Source organism: Mycobacterium sp. VKM Ac-1816D, assembly GCF_000416385.1.
GTDB classification, from domain to species: Bacteria; Actinomycetota; Actinomycetes; order Mycobacteriales; family Mycobacteriaceae; genus Mycobacterium; species Mycobacterium neoaurum_A.
Window position 1 is genome coordinate 132,025 of sequence record NZ_AOHQ01000133.1, and the last position, 23,659, is coordinate 155,683.

17 protein-coding genes are annotated in these 23,659 nt (G+C 65.9%); 5 read left to right on the forward strand and 12 right to left on the reverse strand.

Going from position 1 to position 23,659, the window contains the following annotated elements; all coding sequences use genetic code 11:
• Position 1: 1 nt before the first annotated feature.
• Positions 2–574 carry an LppA family lipoprotein gene (locus G154_RS13135; protein WP_019511908.1) on the reverse strand — a complete coding sequence of 191 codons (573 nt, stop codon included), beginning with the start codon at positions 572–574 and terminating at the stop codon, positions 2–4.
• Positions 574–2,133: an alpha/beta hydrolase gene (locus G154_RS13140; RefSeq protein ID WP_019511907.1), complete on the reverse strand. Its 1,560-nt coding sequence runs from the start codon at positions 2,131–2,133 to the stop codon at positions 574–576. The genes G154_RS13135 and G154_RS13140 overlap by 1 nt, the downstream gene beginning before the upstream one ends.
• Before the next feature lie 108 nt (positions 2,134–2,241).
• Between G154_RS13140 and mfd the strand changes: the two genes are divergently transcribed.
• Both mfd and G154_RS13150 read left to right on the forward strand, forming a co-directional pair.
• On the forward strand, positions 2,242–5,877 hold the full coding sequence (gene mfd, locus G154_RS13145; protein WP_019511906.1) for a transcription-repair coupling factor: 3,636 nt from the start codon (positions 2,242–2,244) through the stop codon (positions 5,875–5,877).
• A complete protein-coding gene (locus G154_RS13150; RefSeq protein ID WP_019511905.1) occupies positions 5,874–6,800 on the forward strand; it encodes a nucleoside triphosphate pyrophosphohydrolase in 927 nt (308 codons plus the stop codon). The genes mfd and G154_RS13150 overlap by 4 nt, the downstream gene beginning before the upstream one ends.
• A 75-nt stretch (positions 6,801–6,875) precedes the next feature.
• On the opposite strand, the gene G154_RS13155 is transcribed toward G154_RS13150, so the two are convergent.
• The 9 genes from G154_RS13155 to G154_RS13195 are packed head-to-tail and all read right to left on the reverse strand — an operon-like array spanning position 6,876 to position 17,096.
• Positions 6,876–8,039 carry an acyl-CoA dehydrogenase gene (locus G154_RS13155; RefSeq protein WP_019511904.1) on the reverse strand — a complete coding sequence of 388 codons (1,164 nt, stop codon included), beginning with the start codon at positions 8,037–8,039 and terminating at the stop codon, positions 6,876–6,878.
• Positions 8,040–8,078: 39 nt separating this feature from the next.
• Positions 8,079–9,701, reverse strand: a complete 1,623-nt coding sequence (locus tag G154_RS13160; RefSeq protein ID WP_019511903.1) for an AMP-binding protein — start codon at positions 9,699–9,701, stop codon at positions 8,079–8,081.
• A gap of 58 nt (positions 9,702–9,759) precedes the next feature.
• On the reverse strand, positions 9,760–10,878 hold the full coding sequence (locus G154_RS13165) for a 3,4-dihydroxy-2-butanone-4-phosphate synthase (RefSeq protein ID WP_019511902.1): 1,119 nt from the start codon (positions 10,876–10,878) through the stop codon (positions 9,760–9,762).
• A complete protein-coding gene (locus tag G154_RS13170) occupies positions 10,875–11,396 on the reverse strand; it encodes a flavin reductase family protein (RefSeq protein WP_019511901.1) in 522 nt (173 codons plus the stop codon). Before G154_RS13170 ends, G154_RS13165 begins: the two co-directional genes overlap by 4 nt.
• 60 nt (positions 11,397–11,456) lie before the next feature.
• Positions 11,457–12,236 carry a creatininase family protein gene (locus G154_RS13175; RefSeq protein ID WP_031601665.1) on the reverse strand — a complete coding sequence of 260 codons (780 nt, stop codon included), beginning with the start codon at positions 12,234–12,236 and terminating at the stop codon, positions 11,457–11,459.
• Complete coding sequence (locus G154_RS13180) at positions 12,229–14,139, reverse strand: long-chain fatty acid--CoA ligase (protein WP_019511899.1); 1,911 nt, start codon at positions 14,137–14,139, stop codon at positions 12,229–12,231. Before G154_RS13180 ends, G154_RS13175 begins: the two co-directional genes overlap by 8 nt.
• Complete coding sequence (locus tag G154_RS13185; protein ID WP_110807056.1) at positions 14,139–14,981, reverse strand: enoyl-CoA hydratase/isomerase family protein; 843 nt, start codon at positions 14,979–14,981, stop codon at positions 14,139–14,141. Before G154_RS13185 ends, G154_RS13180 begins: the two co-directional genes overlap by 1 nt.
• A gap of 7 nt (positions 14,982–14,988) precedes the next feature.
• Entirely contained in the window at positions 14,989–15,849 is an 861-nt protein-coding gene (locus tag G154_RS13190) for an enoyl-CoA hydratase-related protein (RefSeq protein ID WP_019511897.1), read from the reverse strand.
• Positions 15,846–17,096, reverse strand: coding sequence for an LLM class flavin-dependent oxidoreductase (locus G154_RS13195; RefSeq protein WP_234713025.1), 1,251 nt, complete (start codon positions 17,094–17,096; stop codon positions 15,846–15,848). Before G154_RS13195 ends, G154_RS13190 begins: the two co-directional genes overlap by 4 nt.
• Positions 17,097–17,370: 274 nt before the next feature.
• Between G154_RS13195 and G154_RS13200 the strand changes: the two genes are divergently transcribed.
• Positions 17,371–17,967 carry a TetR/AcrR family transcriptional regulator gene (locus tag G154_RS13200; RefSeq protein WP_019511895.1) on the forward strand — a complete coding sequence of 199 codons (597 nt, stop codon included), beginning with the start codon at positions 17,371–17,373 and terminating at the stop codon, positions 17,965–17,967.
• 7 nt (positions 17,968–17,974) lie between these two features.
• On the opposite strand, the gene G154_RS13205 is transcribed toward G154_RS13200, so the two are convergent.
• Positions 17,975–19,408 carry an MFS transporter gene (locus G154_RS13205; protein ID WP_019511894.1) on the reverse strand — a complete coding sequence of 478 codons (1,434 nt, stop codon included), beginning with the start codon at positions 19,406–19,408 and terminating at the stop codon, positions 17,975–17,977.
• A 791-nt stretch (positions 19,409–20,199) separates the two neighbouring features.
• Here G154_RS13205 and G154_RS13210 point away from each other — a divergent pair.
• Together G154_RS13210 and G154_RS13215 are read left to right on the forward strand one after the other, a co-directional pair.
• Entirely contained in the window at positions 20,200–22,542 is a 2,343-nt protein-coding gene (locus tag G154_RS13210) for a pyruvate dehydrogenase E1 (protein ID WP_023986192.1), read from the forward strand.
• A 19-nt stretch (positions 22,543–22,561) separates the two neighbouring features.
• Positions 22,562–23,629, forward strand: a complete 1,068-nt coding sequence (locus G154_RS13215; protein WP_019511892.1) for a 2-oxo acid dehydrogenase subunit E2 — start codon at positions 22,562–22,564, stop codon at positions 23,627–23,629.
• Positions 23,630–23,659: the final 30 nt, after the last annotated feature.

The window sequence follows — 23,659 nt, forward strand, 5'->3', positions numbered from 1 at the left end:
GTCAGGGTGATTCTGCGCGGGCCGCGCGCTTGGCCTCGGCCGTCAGATAGCAGCCGGTGGTCACCCGCAGTGACGCGGCCACCATCGATCCGAAGGCCACCCGGCCGCTGTAGGCATCGCTGATGGTCAGGTCCTTGGCCTCGTCGTCGGTCGGGTTTTCGGTGCGGCCCGTGACATCGGTGAACCCGTACCGCGCCGCGATATCGATGACGGTCTGGGCGGCCCGCGGCCACAGGGCGGCCGAGACCGGCACCTCCGAGACGTAGTTGCGGCTGAAGTAGATGTTGCCGTCGGTGGAACCGAAATCGCCGCAGTGGGTGCTGCGTTCGTCGCGGGTGGGCAGCCAGCGCGATCCCGGCACGATCCGGCTGAGCTCGGTGGTCATCTCACCGATCATCCGGTCCCGGTCGGCCAGCACCTCCTCGGCATCGCGGCGCTCGAGCAGGACGCCGAGTTCGGTGGGGCTGCCGTGGCCGTTGTCTCCGTCGGCGGGGCCCTGGTACTCGGACTCAAACATCGGCCCGCACCCCGTCAGCAGTACCGCCAGTAGGAATGCGATCAGCGGGCGCCACATCAATCCTCCACCTTCACGTATCGGTCGTCCTGTCCCAGTCCGGCCACCACCACGGCCTGGTTGTACAGCGCGGTGGTATCGACGAACGAGTACTCGCTGTGCCCGGTGGACTGGTTTCGCTGACCCAGCGGGGTGGCCTCGGCGTTGGTGGACAGGTCGATGAATCCCGGCAGCGAGGACGGGATGGCACCGCCGTATCGACCCAGGTTGGCCACCACATCGTTCTCGGCGTGCTGGACGAAGACGTTGCCCTCGGCCAGGTGCAGGTCCGCGGGCGTCACATTGTCGAAGAACTGCCACGGATTGGTCTCCAGTCCCGGGGACCCCATGAAGACGACATCGTCAGCGGCGGTGCCGCGCTGCAGTGCCTCGCTGGCCAGCGTCGATCCGTAGGAGTGGCCGAGCACGGTCAGGTGCGGGTCGGTGTCGCGCGAACTGTCCAGGCCGTTGATGAACGACGCCAGTTCGGGTGCGTTGTCGTCGGCATAGTGTGCGCTGCCGGCCTGAGCGAGGTTGGCAGGCGGTTCATAGCCGAGCCAAGCGACGGTCGCGACGGTCTCGTCGCTCTTGCCCGCGGTGTCCAGCACCCGCTCGGTCTCGGTGCGCAGCCATTCGGATTGTTCGATATAGGTGGGCAGGTCGTTGCCGGCATTCGGTTTGTCGTAGGGCACCGATCCGGTGCCGGGGACGTAGACGCTGACATGGTCGGCGGTGTCGACATTGCCGGAGGCCACCGCCACCTTCGGGTGCTCACCGTCGAAGTCCAGCACCAGCAGCTGGCGGTCCGGCTTGGACATGGCATCGTCGATGGCATCGATGGTGCCGCGTTCCTCGGCGGTGAGGTTCGGATCCTTGCGCAGCTGTGCCAGCCGATTCCGGTTCGCCTGGTCGCGCGCGGTGCCGGGCACCCCGTCCAGATTGCCGATCCATTCGGGTTTCTCGGCGATGATGCGTGTCTGGTCGTGCGGGCTGAGACCGTCCCACCACTGGTTGACCTCGGTATCGGTTGCCCCCTCGGGGGGCTTCAGCTCCTCGATATCGGGTTGGGTCGGTGTCTCGGTGGGCAGCTCGCCGGGCGTGCTCAGGGGAGTGGCACCGTGGATGCCCGCGGAGGTGGCCTGGTCGACAGCCCCGAATTGCGTCAGCATCGTCTTGAGCGCCGTGCTGTACGCGGCGGCGACCTCCGGGGTCATCGGGCCGCTGCCGGACGGAGCGACGGTGCCATCGGAGCCGACGATCGCACCCAGCGCGGCGGCCTGGTTGGTGAGGTCGACGATCGCCTGGCGAAGCGGTGTCATGTTGGTGCCGCCGCCCTCGAGCGTGGTCGCGATGGTCTGCAGTCGGTCTCGCAACTCGGTCAACCGGGCGGTGTTCTGTTCGCCACGGGCTTGAGCCGCCCGCGACGCGGCGCCCTGCCAGCCGCCGGACAGATCGCCGAGGGCGCTGCGCTGGCCGGCGATGAGGGAATCGACTTGGCCGATCTTGGTTTTCAGCTGCGCGGCCGCACCGGACAACGCGGCGGGTCTGCTGGCGGCCACGGCCGGGATCGTCAGCGTCACCGTCTCACCCCCGCCCCAGGAACCTCACCGAACACGCTAACACCGGCCGACCCGGCGATTCCGCACCGAATTTCGGACCGGACGCACGCCGCCTACGATGGAGTCATCATGACCGCACCGGGGCACACTCATGTCCAAATCCCGATCGCGGGGCTCGTCGACCTGGCGCTCACCTCGCCCACCTTCCTCGATCTGATCGACCGCGCCCAAGGCCGGCCGGACACACTGGCGATGGTCGGTCCGGCCAGCGCGCGGCTGTTCACCGCGGCCGCGCTGGCTCGTACCGGCCCGCTGCTCGTCGTCACCGCGACGGGCCGCGAGGCCGATGACCTGACCGCCGAACTCAAGGCCGTGTTCGGGGACGCCGTCGCGCTGTTCCCGTCCTGGGAGACGCTGCCGCACGAGCGGCTCTCACCCGGGGTCGAGACGGTCGGCGCCAGGATGCTGGTGCTGCGCCGGCTCGCGCGCCCCGACGACGAGCACCTCGGTCCGCCGTTGCAGGTGGTGGTCACCACGGCTCGGTCGCTGCTGCAGCCGATGCTGGCCGGCCTCGGTGAGATCGAGCCGGTGACATTGGCTGTCGGCGCCGATTCGGATTTCGACGAGACGATCGCGCGGCTGGTCGAGCTGGCCTACACCCGGGTGGACATGGTGGCCAAGCGCGGTGAGTTCGCGGTCCGCGGCGGCATCCTGGACATCTTCCCGCCGACCGCCGAACATCCGGTGCGCGTGGAGTTCTGGGGCGACGAGGTGTCCGAGATGCGGATGTTCTCGGTCGCCGACCAGCGCTCCATCACCGAGATCGAGATCCACCGCGTCGATGCCGTGGCCTGCCGCGAGATCCTGATCACCGAACAGGTCAAGCAACGCGCCGCCCAGCTCGTCGACGCCCAGCCCCAGACCGACAACACCATCGCCGGATCCATCGGCGACATGCTGGCCAAGCTTTCCGAGGGTATCCCGGTCGACGGGATGGAGGCGCTGCTGCCGGTGCTGGAGCCCACCGAGCTGACGCTGCTGACCAGCCATCTGCCCGAGGGCACCCCGGTGCTGGTGTGCGATCCCGAGAAGGTGCGCTCGCGCTCCGCGGACCTGATCCGTACCGGCCGCGAATTCCTGGAGGCGTCCTGGTCGGTGGCGGCCATCGGTGGCGCCGCCCCGGTGGACGTCGAAGCGCTCGGCGGGTCGGGCTTCCGCGAGCTCGACGAGGTGCGTGCCGGTGCGGCGCACTGGTGGACGCTGAGCCAGCTCAACGACGAGTCGGCGGTCGAACTCGACGTGCGACCGGCGCCATCTGCACGAAGCCAGCATGTCGTCGAGGAGATCTTCGCGATGCTGCGCGCCCACGTCGCCACGGGCGGTTACGGCGTCGTGGTCACACCGGGCACCGGCACCGCGCACCGCGTCGTCGAGCAGCTCGCCGAAGCCGACACGCCCGCAACGTTGTTGGAGGCCGGCGCGCAGCCGGCAGCCGGTGTGGTCGGGGTGCTCAAGGGCCCGCTGCACGACGGTGTCGTCATCCCCGGCGCCAACCTGGTGATCATCACCGAAACCGATCTGACCGGTAACCGCGTCGCCGCCACCGACGGCAAACGCCTTGCCGCCAAGCGCCGTAACGTCGTCGACCCGTTGGCGCTGACGGCCGGTGACCTGGTGGTCCACGATCAGCACGGCATCGGCAAGTTCGTCGAGATGACCGAACGCGTCATCGGCGGCGCACGGCGCGAGTACCTGGTGCTCGAATACGCATCGGCCAAGCGCGGCGGCGGCACCGACAAGCTCTACGTCCCGATGGACTCACTGGATCAGCTGTCGCGCTACGTCGGCGGGCAGGCCCCGACGCTGAGCCGGCTCGGCGGCAGCGACTGGACCAACACCAAGACCAAGGCGCGCAAGGCCGTCCGTGAGATCGCCGGTGAGTTGGTGTCGCTGTACGCCAAGCGGCAGGCCGCACCGGGTCACGCCTTCGGCCCGGACACCCCGTGGCAGGCCGAGATGGAGGATGCGTTCGGGTTCACCGAGACCATGGACCAGATGACCGCCATCGCCGAGGTCAAATCCGATATGGAGAAACCGGTTCCGATGGACCGGGTCATCTGCGGTGACGTCGGCTACGGCAAGACCGAGATCGCGGTGCGCGCGGCGTTCAAGGCGGTGCAGGACGGTAAGCAGGTCGCGGTCCTGGTGCCCACGACGCTGCTCGCCGACCAGCATCTGCAGACCTTCACCGCGCGGATGGCCGGTTTCCCGGTGACCGTCAAGGGACTGTCGCGGTTCACCGACCCGACCGAATCCAAGGCAGTGCTGGACGGAATGGTCGACGGCTCGGTCGATGTCGTGATCGGCACGCACCGGCTGCTGCAGACCGCGGTGCGCTGGAAGGACCTCGGCCTGGTCATCGTCGACGAGGAGCAGCGTTTCGGCGTCGAGCACAAGGAACACATCAAGAGCCTGCGCACCCACGTCGACGTGCTGACCATGAGCGCGACGCCGATCCCGCGCACCCTGGAGATGAGCCTGGCCGGTATCCGCGAGATGTCGACCATCCTCACCCCGCCCGAGGAGCGCTTCCCGGTGCTGACCTACGTCGGCCCGCACGATGACAAGCAGGTCGCCGCCGCACTGCGTCGCGAACTGCTGCGCGACGGGCAGGCCTTCTACATCCACAACCGGGTCAAGTCGATCGACCAAGCGGCCGCCCGGGTGCAGGCGATGGTGCCCGAGGCCCGGGTCGTGGTGGCGCACGGTCAGATGGCCGAGGAGACCCTGGAGAAGACCGTCGAGGGGTTCTGGAATCGCGAGTTCGACATCCTGGTGTGCACCACCATCGTCGAGACGGGTTTGGACATCTCCAACGCCAACACCCTGATCGTGGAACGGGCGGACACCTTCGGGCTTTCCCAGCTGCACCAGCTGCGCGGCAGGGTGGGGCGCAGCCGGGAACGCGGGTACGCCTACTTCCTCTATCCGCCCGAGGTGCCGCTCACCGAGACCGCCCACGACCGGTTGGCGACCATCGCCCAGAACAACGATCTGGGTGCCGGGATGGCGGTGGCCATGAAGGATCTGGAGATCCGCGGAGCGGGCAACGTGCTGGGCGTCGAACAGTCCGGGCACGTCGCCGGTGTCGGGTTCGACCTGTACGTGCGGCTGGTCGGTGAGGCCGTCGAGGCCTACCGTGCCGCCGTCGACGGGAAAACCGTTGTCTCGCAGGAGGAACAGAAGGACGTCCGCATCGACCTGCCGGTCGATGCGCACCTGCCGCCCGACTACATCGGCAGCGACCGGCTACGGCTGGAGGCGTACCGCCGGTTGGCCGCAGCCTCGGACAACGCCGCGGTGGCCCGCGTCATCGACGAACTCGTCGACCGGTACGGACCGCTGCCGGAGCCCGCGCAACGTCTCGTCGCGGTCGCCAGGTTGCGTCTGCTGTGCCGCGAGTACGGGGTCACCGAGGTGTCCACCGTCTCGGACTCCACCCTGAAGGTGTCGCCGTTGACGCTGCAGGATTCGGGTCAGTTGCGGCTCAAGCGCATCTACCCGGGCTCGGCCTACCGTGCCACGACATCGACGGTCCAGATCCCGATCCCACGGGCGGGCAGTGGGGTAGGTGCGCCGCGCATCCGCGATCTGGACCTGCTGCAAGCAGTGGCGGGAATGCTGTTGGCCCTCGACGGCCGACCAGCCGATGAGGTCGACATCACCGGCGGCACAGCAACATCCGAGCCAGGGGCGGACCGGTGACGACGGTCGTCCTGGTCGATCCGCGCCGGCCGTCACTGGTGCCGGTGGAAGCCGTAGCACTGCTGGTCGGGGAGGTGGCCTACACCGAGGAGATGCCGATCAAGGTGCCGTGGTCGCTGCCCTCGGCCCGACCGTACCTGCCCAGCGCGTCCGGTGAGGCCCCGGTGCTGTTGTCCTCGGATCCCGAGCATCCCGCGGTGAAGGCCAGTCTGGCCGCCGGGGCCACCCTGATCGCGGCGCCCGGCCCGCAGGTCGGGGAGCGGCTGGTCGACGCCGTGGCCGTCATGGACCGGCTGCGCACCGATGGCCCCTGGGAGAGTGAGCAGACCCACGACTCGTTGCGCAGATACCTGTTGGAGGAGACCTACGAGTTGTTCGACGCGGTCCGCAGTGGGGATCTCGACGAGCTGCGCACCGAACTGGGAGACGTGTTGCTGCAGGTGCTTTTTCACGCCCGCATCGCCCAGGATGCCCCCGCGGGTGCCTTCGACATCGACGACGTGGCCGACGCACTGGTGCGCAAGCTCGGCCACCGTGCGGCCGGAGTGCTCGCCGGCGAGTCGGTCTCCCTGGAACAGCAACTGGCTCAGTGGGAGGAACGCAAACGCACCGAGAAGGTGCGCGCCTCCTGCATGGACGATGTGCCGACAGGTCAGCCCGCGCTGGCGTTGACCCAGAAGGTCCTCGAGCGGGTCGCCGGTGCCGGCCTGCCCGAGGATCTGGTGCCCGCGGGGCTGCGGCAGGTGCACATCGGTCCGGATACCGACGCCGAGAACTCCCTGCGCACCACGGTATTGGAGTTCATGGATTCCGTGCGCGCCGCCGAGAGAAGTGCGGTGGCCGCCCGCGGTGGCGCGCCGATCGGGGATACGCCGCCGGAGCCGATCGGCGCAGACGAATGGCGTGCGCACTGGCCCACGTAGTCATGACGCCGAATCTGAAGTAGACCGCGAGATCTGCGCACAAAGACGCCATGGACTTCAGATTCGGCGGTCGGGTCAGGAGAGCAGGGCGCGGCTCATCACGACGCGCTGGATCTGGTTGGTGCCCTCATAGATCTGTGTGATCTTGGCATCGCGCATGAACCGCTCGACGGGGAAATCCACGGTGTAACCGGCGCCGCCGAACAGCTGCACCGCATCGGTGGTGACGGCCATCGCGATATCGGAGGCGAAGCACTTCGACGCGGCCGAGATGAAGTTCAGGTCGGGCTCGCCGCGCTCGGCCCGAGCGGCCGCGCTGTAGACCATGAGTCGGGCGGCCTCCACTTTCATCGCCATATCGGCGAGCATGAACTGCACCCCCTGGAACTCGCTGACCGATTTTCCGAACTGCCGACGGTCCCGGGTGTAGTTGATCGCTGCCTCGAGGGCGCCCTGGGCGATTCCGACCGCCTGGGCACCGATTGTCGGACGCGTGTGGTCCAGCGTGGCCAACGCAGTCTTGAAACCGGTGCCGGGTTCGCCGATGATCCGGTCACCGGGAATTCGGCAGTTCTGGAAGTGCAACTCCACAGTCGGTGAACCCTTGATCCCCAGTTTGCGCTCCTTGGGGCCCACGGTGAAGCCCTCGTCGTCGCGATGCACCATGAACGCCGAGATGCCGTTGGCGCCCTTGTCGGGGTCGGTCACCGCCATCACCGTGTACCAGGTCGACTCACCACCGTTGGTGATCCAGGCCTTGGTCCCGTTGATGATCCAGTCGTCGCCGGCGGGTGTGGCGCGGGTCTTCATGCCTGCGGCATCGGAACCGGCCTCTCGTTCGGACAGGGCGTAGGAGGCCAGCGCCCCGCCGACCAGGTCGGGCAGGACCGTCTTCTTCAGTTCCTCACTTCCCCGCAAGATCAACCCCATGGTTCCCAGCTTGTTGACTGCGGGAATCAACGACGCGGAGGCATCGACGCGGGCCACCTCTTCGATCACGATGCAGACCGCCACCGAGTCCGCGCCTTGGCCGCCGAACCCCTCGGGCACATGCACGGCATTGAACCCCGAAGCCGCCAATGCCCTCGATGCTTCGTGCGGAAACCGGGAATCCCGATCGCACTCGGCGGCGTAAGGGGCGATCTCTCTTTCGGCCAGCCCTCGGATCGCGGCCCGGAGTTCCCGGAGCTCGTCCGGTAGCTGGAATAGATCGAATGACGATTTGCCTGACGCGCTCATCTTCTCTTCTCTGTCTGTGGTGGCCGGCGCCGATCGGGACTATCCGTTGATGCGAGTCGAATGCCCTTGCCACTCGGCGTCGCGAAGCTCGTTCTTGCGAACTTTGCCCGTCGATGTCTTGGGCAGGGCGGCGACGAACTCGACCGCGCTCGGTGCCTTGTACGCGGCAATATGCGACCTGACATGGGCGATGAGATCGGCCTCTTCCAGGAGCTTCGCGTTCTTGGTCACCACGAACGCCTTGGGTCGCTCGCCCCACTTGTCGTCGGGTGTGCCCACCACGGCGGCTTCGAGGACCGCGGGGTGCGACAGGATCGCGTGTTCCACCTCGATGGTCGAGATGTTCTCACCGCCGGAGATCACGATGTCCTTGGCGCGGTCCCGGAGTTGGACGTATCCGTCGGTGTGCATGACACCGAGGTCGCCCGAATGAAACCAGCCACCCACGGTGGCGTCACGGGTGCCTTCCTCGTCGTCGTAGTAGCCCTTCATCACTCCGTTGCCGCGCATGACGATCTCGCCCATCTCCGTGCCGTCGGCGATGACGTCGACCAATTCTCCTGTCGGAGAGAGTTCTTCACGAACCACGCGGACCCGCTCACCGGTGATGAGCCCGACTCCCTGTCGCGCCATCAGTTGGGCCTGACGGTCATCGTCGTAGCCTGCCCATTCGGGTTGCGGTTCGCAGACGGTGTACGGGCCGTAGGTCTCGGTGAGGCCGTAGACGTGCACGATGGTCGCGCCCAGTTTCCGGATCGCGGCGATGATGGTCGGGCTCGGCGGGGCCCCACCGTTGGAGATCGTCAATGGGGTGCGCAGCGGGTGCGATTGCTCGGCATGCGCGAGAATCGTGAGAACCGTTGGCGCTCCGCTGAGGTGAGTGATGTGATGCTCGTCGATTGCCGCCCACACCGTCTCGGCGCGGACTGCCCGCAGACAGAAATGGGTGCCCATGGCGGCGGTGACACCCCATGTCGCGCACCATCCGTTGCAGTGGAACATGGGCAGCGTCCACAGGTACTTTGTCGATTGGGTGAACCCGGAATGGTGGATGCCGCCGAGCGCAGAGAGGTAGGCGCCGCGGTGGGAGTACATGACTCCCTTCGGTCGGCCGGTGGTACCCGAGGTGTAGTTGATCGATATGGTGCGGGTCTCTGCATCGATGTCCCAGGGCAGATCGGCGCCGGCTGCCCGCGTCAGAAACTGCGGGTAGCCGACCGCTGGAGCGGCGGCCGATGTCGTGCCGTCGGCCGCCGGTAGTTCCACCCATTCCTCGACGCCCGTGAAGTCGGGGTGGGCGGTGTCGAGGCCGCCCAGGAGATCACGGTCGCCGAACATGATCCGAGCACCGGAATGCCGGCAGATGTAGCCGATTTCCTCCGGTGCGAGCCTGGTGTTGATGGCGACCAACACTCCCCGTGCCAGCGGGACCGCGTAGTGGGCTATCAACATCTCGGCGGAGTTGGCGGCGAGGACGGCGACGCGCTGGCCGTCGACGATCCCGGACGCGTGCAACGCCTTGGCCAGTTGTTGCACCGCGGCGGCGAATTGGCGGTAGGTCCAGCGGCGCTCACCGTCGACGATCGCCATCTTGTCCGGCATGACATCGCTTGCGCGTTGCAGGAAACGGACCGGGGTGAGGGTGACGTCAAGTCCTGCCATGGTGTTCTCCTCCAGATGAAGACGCTGTCGGTGGTGTCGCGACAAGATGAGTGATGGATCAATAGGCCTGTTCGAGAAGGCTCTTCGTGATCGCCGCTGGCAACTCGGGGGCCGAACCCGTGCCGGCCGGCAGCTGCAACAGCCGGCATGCACCGGTCACACCATCGCCCGGCCATCCCACGATATGAGCTTTCTCGAGTCCGAAATGCCGCATGGCCGCGGTGATACACCCCTGCGCCATCTCGTCATCGGCCACCGCAGCGGTCCTGTCGGATTGGCCCGTGCGCAGATGGACCAGCATCCCGCCGGTGCTTTCTACTCGCTCGCGGTAGCCGTCGAACACTGGTTGACAGTCGCACCGCGGTCCGAACGGATCGCGGTGCGTACATTCGCCGACCACGTACACCGAAGGCACCCGTCGAGCCGGCAAAGGCCCCACCATGACCGTGTGTCGTGCACCGGTGAGTTCATCGTCGAAGTCGATGACACGGGTGGATCTGCTCCGGATCTGCCGGCCGGACGGGGTGATGCGGTGAACGCGCCCCGAGGTTCCCCTGCCGTGATGGATGAGGTGGACGACGATGTCCTCGACGGTGACCAGCGTGATGCCGTGCTCGCGGGCGAAAGCGACCGATTCGTCGCCCCGTAATGGACGTCCACTGTGTTCGTCGAGCAGTGTGGCCGTCAGCGCCAGCGGCACCAGTCCCGAACTGCCGCACAGATCGATCGCGGCTTCGGCCGCGGCACGCCGCTGCAACACACCGTGTTCGGCGGCCCGGATCGGCATCACGTGCCCGGGCCGGACCAGGTCCTCGGCTCGCGTCTCGGGGTCGGCCAGCACCCGACCGGTGTGTGCGCGATCGGCGGCGCTGATGCCCGTGCCGATGCCCACCGCCGCATCCACCCCGACAGCGAATCTGGGCACCTTTGGACTCTGGCTCGTCGTCGGCACCATGGGCGGTAGGCCCAGCGCATCCGCGTGGCTCGATCGCATTGCGGCGCAGAGAAATCCCGAGGTGTGCCGGATGGCCCATGCGGTCCAGGCGGGTGTTGCCAGGGCCCCCGCCAGCACCACATCGGTCAGTTCCTCACCCGGCCGACCGTGGCTGAGCAGGACGGGGCGACCCAGCGCGAGGTCACCGGCGGCGGAGACGACCGACTGGCTCGTCGTTCTCATGACGCGTCGGCCCCGATGAGGCTGTGATAGCGGCTGTCGTGAAATACCAGGGGAGTGCTCGACTCGTTGATGCCCGCGGAGTTCACCTGCAGGATGACCACATCGTGGTCACCGGCCGCGATGGCGGTCGAGATGCTGCAGTCGAACCAGGCCGCCGCGTCGTGGAGAAAGATGGCCTGCGAATCCGAGCTGAACCAGGACAGGCCGCCGAACCGGTCGGCGTTCTTCGCCGCGAGCTGGCGAGAGGCCGCCTGATGTTTCGAGGACAGCACCGAGACGCCTAGGTGATCCCCGCTGGCGAGCACCGGCCAGGTGGTGGACGTGTGTTGGACACAGACCGAGACGAGCGCGGGATCCATCGAGACCGGCACGAACGACGTCGCGACGATGCCGACAGGTTCGCCTTCCCGCAATGCACACAACGCGGCGACACCGGTGGGGTAACGACCGTAGAGTCTGCGCAGTCGGGAGCTGTCCAGTGCAAGATCTCCCGTTCGGACGGGTTCGAGATTGTTCACGGCACGGCACCTTTACTTTTCGGGCCAAGTGTTTTCCGGTGGGATGGCTGCCGGTGGAGGTCAGGCGCCACGTTCGCGCGCATAATCGGCGATCAACGCCGAGACCGTCTCCAGGCAGGCGGTCCCGATGGCTGCACAGGATCCGGTCGGATCACCGAGTATGCCGTTGGGCGAGACCGAGTGGATTCCGTCCCGCATCGCCGCGTCCACGATGGTGCGGTCGGCGCCGACGGGGTGTCCGGGCATGAACCGCTCGCTGCGCACCTTCTCCGGATCCAGCACCAGCATCACCGAGGTTTCGGCGATATCTGCGTGGCCGCCGACATTCTCGCCCAAACCGGCGACCCTGGCCGCACAGAGCCGCCACGTGTCCAGTATCGCCGCGGCGTCGGTGAACACGATGACAGCCAATGGGGCCAGTTGCTGCTGCAGGCGGGACTCGAAATCCCGCATCACAGAGTAGTTTCCGATGTGCCCGGAGAACAGGATCACCCGCTCGAACCCGTGCTCGGCCAGATGCGCCGTGTAATCGACACAGATCGACTCCAGCGTGGATGCTCGAAGGGACAGCGTCCCGGCGAATTCCAGATGGTGCGGTGAGTATCCGACCCTGACGGTCGGAAGCACCAGCGCGTCGCCGAGCCGACGGGCGATCAGAATGGCGAGCTCGTCTGCATGATCGGCATCCATGGACAGCGGAAGGTGGCTACCGTGCTGTTCGATCGCGGCCAAGGGCAGGATCGCCGTGCGGTATCCCGCCGTCACAGCCCTGCCGATCTCCGGGCTCGTGAGGTACTCGATGCGCACTTCCCCGGACGGGAGGGTGTCGATGCTAGACACGGTCGCCCCTGATGAGGCGGGCCTGCCCGGCGATGACGTCTTGTTCGCTCCCGTCGTACATCTCGTCGACGAGGTGGGCGAACGAGGCGACCACATTCGCGCGGCGGATGGTGCCCTTGAGCGTGAGTTCACCCGCTTCGGGCGACAATTCTCGGGGAAGTACCCGGAAGTCCTTGATCTGCAAGGGTCGCGAGAGTTCGGCGTTGACTCCCTCGATCCATCGGCGCAGCAGGATATCGCGCTCGTCGGTGCTCATCGACTGTGTTTTCGCGCTGACGGCCAACAGCGCAGTGAGGTACTTCCGTCCCTCACCCACCACGATGGCTTCTTCCAGCAGCGGGCTGGATTTCAGCTTCACCTCGATCGGTTGTGGGCTGACCGATTTTCCGCCGCTGGTCTTGATCAGGTCCTTGGACCGGCCGATGATCTTCACCTCGGCATCTGCGCCCAGTTCAACCAGATCCCCTGTGCTGTACCACCCGTCGTGCACCGCTTCCGATGTCGCCTGTGGGTCATTCCAGTAACCGGTGAACAGACTCGGCGTGCGCACCTGCAGCTCACCGTCGGCGGATACCCGCGCCGCCCAGCGCGGATCCGGCATGCTCTTGCCGATGGTGCCGGGCCGGGGAAAGGGCCGGTCCCACTGGGCCAGAACCGCGCCGCAGGTCTCCGTCGTGCCGTAGAGCTCGCGCAGATCGAGGCCCCACATGTGCCACAGCGCGGCCACATCGGGGGGCATGCTGCCCGAAGCGGTCCAGCTGACGTTGATCCTGTCCATGCCGACCCGCGCGCGCAGCGGCAGGAACACGGTCTTCAAGCAGATGCCGTAGAGCACATCGAGGTATCTGGGCGGCCGGCGATCCGCCCATCTGTCTGCACCGATGCGTCGCGCGATCCGCATTGCTGCCGCATACTTGATGCCGAAGAGCCGTCCAGACTGTGTGACCGTCTGCAGAACCTCGCTGGCCAGCTTCTCGTGCATGCGCGGCGGCCAGACCACGGCGGTCGGCCGCACCCCGATGAGGGCCGGCAGACGCTGTTCCATCGTGCAGTAGGTGATCACGAGCTTGGTCATGATCGGCGCGAAAACCCCGATGAGGGCGGGGGCCACGTGCGACAGACCGAGAAACCCGACGAGGTCATGGCGGGTACGACCGATATCGGGGTAGGTCATCGCCACACCCAGCACCGAGAACTGCAGTGTGCGATGGGTGTGCACGACTCCCTTGGGGATTCCGGTGGAGCCCGACGTGGAGAACAGGGCGGCCGGTTGGTCGATATCGCCTTCCGCCACGAGATCGGCGAACCGGGTCGGGTCGGCGGCTGCCAGCGCCCCGCCGGCAGCAAGGAGCGAATGCCACCCGCTGACCGAGACGTTGTCGGGCATGCCTGCGGGCTGTGCATCGAACCCGATCACCGCGCGCAGGGTGTCCAGCCGGGGCGCTATCGCGGCCACCTTCTCGAGCGCCGGTTGACTGTCGGCGAAAACCGCGGATACACCGCACGTTTCGAGCACCTGCGCGAGCTCCTGTTGCGAGCTTGTCGGGTACACCCCGACCAGCACGGCGTTCACGCTGAGGATGGCCAACGCTGCCACCACCCACTCCGCGCGGGCCGACGACATGATGGCTACCCGGTCACCCGCGCCGACACCGAGGTTGTCCAGTTCGAGCGCGGCCCGACGTACGGATTCGGCGTACTCGCCCCAGGTGGTGGGGTGTTGGGCACCCGAGTCCCAGGTGTAGAAGGCGACCTTGTCGGGCTCGTGTCGGGCTCGGTCGTGCAGCAGCTGGGCAAAGGTTCGTGGCACCGCCTGGAACCGCGACGCGTCTTGGAGTACCGGTACCGAGTGGGTGCCGTTGCCCTCGGCCGGGTCCGATGAAGCGGGCGTATCTGGTGCCATCAACGTGATTCCTCTGCGGGCCGCTCATGATGCGGCTGTGGTGTGGCTGCGTGCGTACGTGCTCGATTGCGCTGGACGCTCCAGCCCCCGCGCAGCGCGCGGGCGACGGGATCGTCGAAGTAGGCGGCGGCGTCGGCCAAGGTATTGCGCAGTGATTTCTCGTCCGCAGCGTCGTCCGGGCCGTTCACGCTGCGCTTGAGCGCGCGGTAGAGCACGGGCGCCTCGGCTGATGCGTGCTCGGCGACGGCGATGGCGGACGCCAGCAGTTGGGCGGGTTCGACGATCGTGTCGACCAGACCGAGTGCCGCGGCGCGCTGCACACCGAAGAGCTCTCCGGACAACAGCATCGCGCGGGTGGCGCGGGCCCCGAGAATCCGGATGGCACGCTGGATGCCCTTGTCGGCGGGGAGGAGCCCGTGCTTGATCTCCGGAAAGCCGAACTGTGCATGCTCGACCGCCAACACGGTGTCGCTGAAGAGTGCGATCTCCATGCCGCCACCGACGCAGTACCCGTTGATGGCACCGATCACCGGACGAGGATACCGGTCCAGCACCACCAGCAACGAGTGGAAATCCCGCATTCTTCCGTCGATCTGATCGGCAGCGACCCCGTCGAGTTCTTTGATGTCACCGCCGGCGCTGAAGAACCGATCACCGTGGCCGGTGAGGACCACCGCGGGGGCGTCGGCAGACGCGGTGAGCCCGGCGAAAAGGTGCGTCAGTTCACCGATGACGGAGCGGTTCAGTGCATTGGCCGGCGGGCGGTTCAGCGTGACCACGAGCACCCCGTCGTGATCGGCGAGTGTGAGCCCGGTCGGCGGCATGTCCTCGGGACTGGTCATCGTGTGCTCAGCCGACGGTTGCGTGGTCGGCTGCGGTGGGTTGCGCGTCGTGGCCACCGGCGGAGGGAAACACCGGCGTGCGCCCCTCGCGGAAGGCTTGCCGAGCTTCGAGGTAATCGGCTCCGGCGAACCCGAGGGTCTCCAGGGCAGCTGAAAGCTCCTGTTGGGGAAGCGCATTGGTGAGCCAGCCGGTGTTCAATGAGCGCTTTGTCCAGCGGATGGCCTGTTGGGATCCGCGTGCCAGGTCGTCGGCGATCGCCAGCGCGCGATCCAGCACGGCCTCGGGGCGTTCGGTGATGCTGACCAGCCCGATGCGCTCGGCTTCTCGCCCGGTGAGGCGTGCCGAGGTCAGCTGGTAGAACTTCGCTTTGGCCATCCCGACCAAGAGCGGCCAGATCAGCGAGGAGTGGTCACCGGCGACGACGCCGACCCGAGTATGGCCGTCCATCAGGATGGCATCTTCGGCCGCGACGCTGATATCGGCAAGCAGCCCCATGGACAGGCCCCAGCCCACGGCGGGACCGTTGATCGCGGAGATGAGCGGCTTGTCCATGTTGAGCAGCGCGGAAAGGCGGCGCCGTTCCACCTCCATCAGTGCGATGGCGTCGTCCAGACTCGGGTCCGGCTGCGAAACGTCCATCCCCGTGCAGAATCCGCGGCCGGCACCGGTGATGACGGCCACCTTGGTCAGGGGGTCACGGTCGATATCGACCCAGATATCGGCCATGTATTCGAACATGGGCATCGTCAGGGAGTTCAACTGGTCTGGGCGATTCAGGGTGATCAGCAACACCCCGTTGGGCTTTCGCTCGATCAGGATCTCATCGGGGTAGCGACGGTAGATGTCATCGGCTGCTGTCGTGGTCATCGGCTTTCTCCAACCTGGATGGTGTTGCCGTTCATGGCATGTGCAGATGTGAACGCTTCGAGTTCGGCGTAGTGAGCGGGCCGCAGGCCGCGGATGTCGTCCAGAATCTCCTCGGCGGGACGAACCACGGCGCGCGGGTTCTTGAACCTCGGGATGACGTACTTGCCGAAAAGCTCGATCGACTTCATCAATTCGGCGTGCGGCAGGCCGTCGATACGCATGACCAGTGCATCGGCACCCAGATCCACATACCGCTGGACCTGCGCGATGCAGTCGTCGGGGTCCCCGACGATGAAACCGGCCGAGTCCTCGAACATGTAGCGCTCATCGCTGAAATCGATGTTCTTGACCGCGCCCATGTACTGGTAGTCGGCCGAGAGCTTCGACAAGCGCTCATAGGCGTCTGTCGAGAGTGCGACCGTCTCGGTCAGGTGGCGCGCCCATTGCTGGGCCTCCTCGCGCGTCTGTGCGCAGTGCATGCCGCCGGCAACGGCCACCAGCTTTTCGGCCTGGAGGGGATAGGTGTGGGTGGCGGAGGAAAGGGCCTCGTCGTAGATGCCGAGCATGTTCTCCAGGAAATCGAATCCCAGGTAGAAGCCACCGACGATGGCGCCGACGCCGAGTTCCGCGGCAGCTCTGACAGATTCGGGGCTGCCGGTCGCCATGTGAATCGGCGGATAGGGCGTTTGGATTCCCCTGGGGACCAGCCCGCGCGGCGGAATCTTGTAGTGCTCGCCCACGAAGGAGAAGATGTCGTTGTGTAACGCGCGACGGATCACCTCGAGGCCTTCGAGCTGCTGCGCCTTGTTCTCGGCCGGCGACACTTCGAACGCGCGCAGGGCAAGGGTGGTGTTGCCCCGACCGACACCGAGCTCGACCCTGCCGTTGGACAGGATGTCCTCGGTTGCCAGTCGCTCAGCGACCCGGAGGGCGTGGTTGATGCGCGTCGGCAACAGTGTGACCAGGTGGACGAATCTGATCCTGCTGGTCAGCGCCATCAGATAGGGGTAGATGACCTCGGGTGCGGACGTGGTGGCAGTGCCGATCGCCACGTGCTGCTCCGATGTGCCGAACGCATCGAAACCTACTTCCTCGGCCAGTAGTACCTCGTCTATCAATTCCCGGTACCGATGCTCGTGGGTGTGACCCGGCGCCGTCTCGGCTTCGCTCATGAAGATGAACCGCATCGTTAGATCCTTCCGCGTGTGAGTGACCATTAACCTAAGGCCAGAAATCGGCGCTGTCAACGCCGAAGTCCGAAACCGGGTGGTGTCACGTGCCGATGAGCCGTATTTAACCAGTTCGAAGCCACTTTATCGGCGTAGTTCGCACTTCCCTGAGCGTGCGTGAGGGGTGTCCCTTCGCGCCGCAGTCGGCATCGAGCAATGTTAATGTGTGTTAACTTACGGGTCATGTTCAGATCGCCGAAGAACGCGTCCACCACGCAGCGAGGGAGCCGAGCGGGTTTCGGGTCGGCCACGATGCGGAGCATCGGTGTTCCCGGGGTTACCGTGTGGAGCTATGAGATCTGAGAAGGGGGCAGCCGAGGCCACCGCGACCGATTCGCCGCGGCGGGAGAAGCTGCTCGCGGTTGCCGCAGAATTGTTTCTGCACAACGGTTACGACTCGGTCACCGTGGACATGATCTGCGCGAAGGCCGGTATTTCCGGCCCAGCGCTCTACCGGCATTTTCAGAACAAGCAGGCGCTGCTCATCGCGGTGGTGGAGAAAGACCTGAAATCGCTTCATCGGTTTGCGCGCGAGACGGTGGAGTCCCAGCCGGATCCGGCGACAGCCCTGGCGATCATGGTAGAGCACCACATCTTGTCCGTCATCGACGCGCCGCCGACCCCGTTGATCTTCCACAAGAACGAACACGCGTTTCCCGAGGCGGATCGTCGACGGATCCGCCGTGAAATGAATTTGTATGCCGAAGAGTGGATCTCGACGGTGTCGCCACTGCGGCCGGACCTGTCCGAACCGCAGGTTCGCCTGCTCACCCAGTCCGTGTTCTCCATGCTCAATGCGGTGTCCACCCTGAACAAGGGTCTCGACCACGGGGCCATCGTGTCGACGATGTCCTACGCGGCGATCCAGGCGCTCACCGCGATTCCGTAGAACGGCGCTATTGCAGGTCGGGAAGGCGGTCGAAAGTCTTGGGCGCGCGGACCGCCAGGACAAGGACAAGGGTCGCGATCGCCAGTGTGCCTGAGGCGGCCCACGATATGGCGAATGCATTCCAGCTGGGCACCGCATCCGGGTCCACGGTGAGCACAGCGCCGGATACCTGGGCGCCGACGGTTCCCGCAACGGCTTGAATGGCGAAGTTCAATCCGTTGAATTGCGTGACCTTGTCGGCTGGGACGCCATTGATGACAAGGTTCAGGGATTGGGTCATCGCGACGCTCAGGCCGAAGTTCACGGCCAAGGTGGCGACGAAGATGACGGCGATGCTGCCGCGTTGTCCCATGGTCAGCATCACCAGCGCGCCCGCGATGATCGCGATCGGACCGATCGACGACGGGATTCGGGAACCGATGGCTCTGTCCAGGGCGGAAATCAACGGGGCGGTGAGGCCTATCAGCATCGCCGACACCAGCAGCAGGGCGGTCACCGTCGCCGAGGCGCCAAGGCCGTAGCCGGTCGACGCGGGCAACTGCATCTGCATGGGGACGCAGAAGAGAATTGCGTTGATGCAGTAGCCGGCCAAGAACATCAGCCCGGATGCGGCCACCACGGTGAAACTGCGCATCAGCCGGATATCGACGAGGGGCTCGTCAACCGCCAGTTCGACAAGGACAAAGAGAAGGAGGGTGCCGACCCCGGCGCCGAGCAAGAGGAAGAAGCCGGGTGACGACCAGCCCCACGCGGGCGCGAACGTCAGCGCGAGCAAGACCGCCGCAAGGCCCAGGGCCAGCAGCGCGCCACCGGCCAGGTCCACGCGCGCCCGCCCGTCGCTGGTCCTTGGCGTCGGGGGGACGAGGAGCCAGACGGCGGTCATACACCCCAACAAGGCAAGGAACGGCACCCAGAACAACCAGCGATAGGAGAGATGGTCGGCGATCGGACCGGCAATCATGGTTCCGGCCGCGGTGCTGCCGAAAATGGCGCCGACCATCAACCCGTTGGCATGTTTGGTTCTGGCTTCACCTTGCGTGTCACGGATGATGCCGATGGCCAGTGGGGCAGTGCTCAGCCCGATGCCCTGTAGAAGCTGGCCCGCGATCAACATCTCGATGGATATCGAAAGCGCCGATATCAGCGTTCCCGCGGCGACGATCGCCAGTACGCCCAGCAGTGCTCTGCGTTTGTCCCATACTTCGCCGAGCCGGCTCACGATCGGTGTCGCGATGGTGCCGGTCAACAGCACGCCGGTGAGGACCCAGGAGATCGTCGAACTGGGCACGTGGAATTCGTTCTGCAAGATGGGCAGTGCCGGTGGCGTCACCGATTCGTTGAGGCCCTTGAACGCCGCGACGCACGAAACCGCCGTCGCGATGATTGCGCTTGCCCGTGCTCCGTTCTTGTGGTCCGCAGTGCGCAGTTCACGTAGATGCATGAAGCTTGTCCTCGTCAGTCATGGTCATTGAGTTTCGGGGCGAATGTGTCGGGCGGTCGACGCCGGAATCGTTGCGCCGCGGCGTGCTGCGCCGTCAACCGGCAGTGACGCGTCCACCGTCGTGATGTTCTGGCGGTCACCGACCACAACGATCTGCCGAAGTCCGACGAGAGCATCGGGACGGCTTGTCCGGGAACGCTTCTCGCCGTACCGGCGCGGCCGGCAATGCTGGCTGAAAGGGCATCCCTCGAATGTGATGTATCGCTAACCTAGGGTCGTAGTGTGATGTTGTCAACACTGAGGTCGATCCCGGCATCGAAAGGCGGTATCTCTCGACGGAAATGCGCTATTGAACAGCTTGTTTCGCCCCCATGGGCTGGTTGCCACGTCTGTATATGGAACATGCGTATCGCGTCGGGCGCGTTCCCTTGATGTTAATACGCGTTAACTTTCGATCGGGGTGGCTGCCGTGTGTCGGCCCGTTACCCGACGCTCGACCAGGTGGGTCGATGGCGGACTGCCTTGGCATTGTGACAACGCTGTCCGGGTGGCGGGCCCGGATGGTGCGCAGAATGCTCAAAGTACGCAGTCGGTATTGCCCGGAGTGCGATCCCGTGGTCAACTGAACATCGATTTCTCGCAACGGATCTCGAGATTGTCCGCAATGGAGAACAGCCACTGCGACGTGGCCCGCCGGGGGGGACCGCGTACCTGTCACGTCCGATCGGTCCCGCTCACCACGATGTCTGGGGTGGGTCTGATCTCAATACACACAGGCAAGGACCACAATGATGAACGGTGTTCGCACGATCGACCCACCCGCGTCGCTGCAGGCGTCGGGCGCTGTGGATCGAGAAGCTCTGGTGGAGATCGAGAAACGCGTCCTCTGGTTGTCGACGGCGATGGTCCATCATGCCAACCGCGTCCGTCCCAATCCCACGGGACTGAAGGTCGGCGGTCACCAGGCATCGTGTGCCTCGATGGTGTCGATCATGACCTCGTTGTGGTTCGAACAGCTCCGGCCGGGCGACCGGGTCTCGGTGAAGCCCCACGCGTCGCCCGTGTTGCACGGCATCAACTATCTGCTCGGTGAGTTGGCGGAGAAATACCTCACGACGCTCCGGGAGTTCGGCGGCTTGCAGTCGTATCCGAGCAGGGCGAAAGACCCTGATCCGGTCGACTATTCGACAGGATCGGTCGGTATCGGCGCGACGGCGCCGATCTGGGGTGCCATCGCGCGACGCTATGTGGACACCGTGTTCGGTGATGCCGGCACAGGTCGGCAGTACTCGCTGGTCGGCGACGCCGAGCTCGATGAGGGTGCGGTGTGGGAGGCGATCCTCGACACGTCGGTGGCCGAACTCGGCGAGATCGTCTGGATCGTCGATCTGAACCGACAGTCTCTGGACCGGGTGGTGCCGAACATCGCGGCAGGCCGTCTGGAGGCGATGTTCTCCGCCGCCGGGTGGCAGGTGATCACCGTGATGTTCGGCAGGCTCCTGGAGGATCTGTTCACGCGGGCCGGTGGCCAGGCGTTGCGCTCCCGAATTCTCACCATGCCCAACCCGGAATACCAGCGTCTGTTGCGCTGTGATGCCGCTGCACTGCGGGTTCGTCTGCCCGGCAATGGTTCTGATGCGGCCGAGATCGCGTCGCTGTTGGATGACCTCGATGACGACACGCTTCTGCGGGCGATCCGGAATCTCGGTGGCCATGATCTCGACACGCTGCGTGGCGCGTACGAACAGATCGACGACACCCGACCCACCGTGATCATCGCCTACACCATCAAGGGACACCGGCTGCCCACCCAGGGCCACCCGCAGAACCATTCGTCATTGTTGACGATCGAGCAGTATGAACAGTTGGCGGCCGAACTGGGCATGGATCCTGCACACCCGTGGGTGCGCTTCGATCCGGACAGCATCCCGGGTCGGGTCTGTGCTGCCGCTGCGCAGCGGTTGCGCCGAGAGTCCGTCGAGTTGGTCACCGCGCCGGTCATTCCCGCGGACATCGGCCGCACCCCGTCCGGGGTGTCGACCACGCAGGCCGCTCTGGGGCGAGCACTGCTCGACCTGTCCCGGCTGGCTCCGGAAGCGGCGAAACGTGTGGTCACCGTCAGTCCGGACGTGTCTTCCACCACCAACCTGGCGGGTTGGCTGAACAAGGTGGGCGTGTGGTCGCCGAACGAACGGCGAAACTGGTTCGACGATGATGCCGAAACGATCATGCACTGGCGGGAGAAGCCCACCGGACAACACATGGAACTCGGTATCGCCGAGACGAATCTGGTCGGATTGATGGGCGAACTCGGGGCCACCTGGAGCCGGTGGGGGCAGCCGCTGTTCCCGATCGGCGTGATGTACGACCCTTTCGTCGAGCGTGCCCTCGAACCGTGGTCCTACGGCATCTACGCGGGCGGGCAGTCGATTCTGGTCGGGACGCCGTCGGGGGTCACCCTCGCTGCCGAGGGCGGTGCGCACCAATCGATCAAGACCCCCTCGATCGGAATCGAGCAGCCCGGCTGTGTCAGCTATGAGCCGGCCTTCGCGGTCGATGTCGAATGGACGCTGCTCGACAGCATTTCCCGGTTGGGCCGTCCGGACGGATCTTCGTCGTATCTGCGCCTGTCGACCCGCCCCGTCGACCAGACGTTGGCCGGCGTCCCGACCGATCCTGCGGCGCGAGAACGGCGACGACGCCAGGTTGTCGCCGGCGCCTACCCGCTGCGCCGGGCCGAGCGGCCCGCGGTCATGTTGGTCGGGGTGGGAGCAGTGATCACCGAGACTCTCACTGCCGCCGATCGGTTGGCAGAGTTGGGGCTCGATGCCGACGTCGTGTGTGTGACCAGCGCCGGGTTGTTGTTCGAGGCGGTGCAGGCGCGCCGCGGTCTGGGGGACGGGCCGTCGTGGATCCTGGATCAGGTGTTCCCGGCCGACCGGGCAGCACCCATGGTGACGGTACTGGACGGGCACCCGCACACCCTGGCGTTCTTGGCGGGGATCAATCGGGTCCCGGCCGCCGCACTCGGCGTCACACGGTTTGGGCAGGTCGGATCCCTCGACGACGTCTACCGCTATCACGGTATCGACACCGACAGCATCGTTCGCGCCGCTCTCGACCTCGTCGACTGACCAACAAGGGATCACAGGCATGCCCAATCCAGAAACCACCACGACGCTGGTGTTGCCGGCACTCGGCGATCATGTCGACGAGGTCACCATCACCCGGTGGCTCAAGAACGCCGGTGAGCGCTTCGAGCACGACGAGCCATTGCTCGAAGTGTCCACGGACAAAGTCGAGACCGAGATCCCCGCGACGGGTGCCGGAACGCTCCTGGAGATCCTGACGCCCGAGAACGAGGTTGTCCCGATCGGGGCGGCGCTGGCGGTTCTGAGCGGCTCCGAGGTCGCGGATCCCGTTCCCGCGCAGACCCGGGCGATGCCCGCTGCGGCACCGGTGATGGCCGATCCACCGCCGTCGGTCGCGGTGGAACCGGCCACAACCCCCACGGTGCAGAGGCTGTCCCGGGTTCGTCAGACGATCGCGCGGCGAATGCTCGAATCACTGCAGACGTCGGCACAGTTGACGACGGTGGTCGAGGTCGATGTCACCAGCATCGCAGGGTTGCGCGCGCAGGAGAAGGAAGACTTCCACCGGCGCACCGGAGTGAAACTGTCCTTTCTGCCGTTCTTCGTCGCCGCCGCGGTGGAAACGCTCGCCGAGCATCCCGTGCTCAACTCCTCGCTGGACGCCGACTGCACCGAGATCACCTACCACGCCGACGTGCACCTGGGGATGGCAGTCGACAGCGACAAAGGACTGATGGTTCCGGTGCTCCGCGATGCCGCGGGCTTGAGCCTCGTGCAACTGGCACAGGGCATTGCCGCGGTCGCGGAGCGAGTCCGGCTCGGCACGATACGACCCGATGACCTGGCCGGCGGCACCTTCACCATCACCAACACCGGCAGTCGAGGGGCACTGTTCGACACCCCGATCATCAACCAACCCCAGTCGGCCATCCTCGGCGTGGGCGCAGTGGTCGATCGGGTGGTGCCGATTCGGCGTGCGGTCCCCGCACTCGAGATCGGTGTCCGCTCCATGGCCTACCTGTCACTGTCCTATGACCACCGCACCGTCGACGGTGCCGACGCCGCCCGCTATCTGACGGCCGTCAAGCGCCGGCTGGAGCGCGGTTTCACCGCCGATGACCTTCGGTGAACGCACGCATCGACCGATCCCGCTCACTTC

What these genes read in the sequence shown, in the direction of transcription:
- G154_RS13210 (WP_023986192.1), top strand. Translation starts at nt 20,200, where the DNA reads ATGAACGGTGTTCGCACGATCGACCCACCCGCGTCGCTGCAGGCGTCG.
- G154_RS13215 (WP_019511892.1), top strand. Translation starts at nt 22,562, where the DNA reads ATGCCCAATCCAGAAACCACCACGACGCTGGTGTTGCCGGCACTCGGC.
- G154_RS13165 (WP_019511902.1), bottom strand. Translation starts at nt 10,878, where the DNA reads ATGAGAACGACGAGCCAGTCGGTCGTCTCCGCCGCCGGTGACCTCGCG.
- G154_RS13185 (WP_110807056.1), bottom strand. Translation starts at nt 14,981, where the DNA reads ATGACCAGTCCCGAGGACATGCCGCCGACCGGGCTCACACTCGCCGAT.
- G154_RS13160 (WP_019511903.1), bottom strand. Translation starts at nt 9,701, where the DNA reads ATGGCAGGACTTGACGTCACCCTCACCCCGGTCCGTTTCCTGCAACGC.
- mfd (WP_019511906.1), top strand. Translation starts at nt 2,242, where the DNA reads ATGACCGCACCGGGGCACACTCATGTCCAAATCCCGATCGCGGGGCTC.
- G154_RS13180 (WP_019511899.1), bottom strand. Translation starts at nt 14,139, where the DNA reads ATGGCACCAGATACGCCCGCTTCATCGGACCCGGCCGAGGGCAACGGC.
- G154_RS13155 (WP_019511904.1), bottom strand. Translation starts at nt 8,039, where the DNA reads ATGAGCGCGTCAGGCAAATCGTCATTCGATCTATTCCAGCTACCGGAC.
- G154_RS13205 (WP_019511894.1), bottom strand. Translation starts at nt 19,408, where the DNA reads ATGCATCTACGTGAACTGCGCACTGCGGACCACAAGAACGGAGCACGG.
- G154_RS13200 (WP_019511895.1), top strand. Translation starts at nt 17,371, where the DNA reads ATGAGATCTGAGAAGGGGGCAGCCGAGGCCACCGCGACCGATTCGCCG.
- G154_RS13135 (WP_019511908.1), bottom strand. Translation starts at nt 574, where the DNA reads ATGTGGCGCCCGCTGATCGCATTCCTACTGGCGGTACTGCTGACGGGG.
- G154_RS13190 (WP_019511897.1), bottom strand. Translation starts at nt 15,849, where the DNA reads ATGACCACGACAGCAGCCGATGACATCTACCGTCGCTACCCCGATGAG.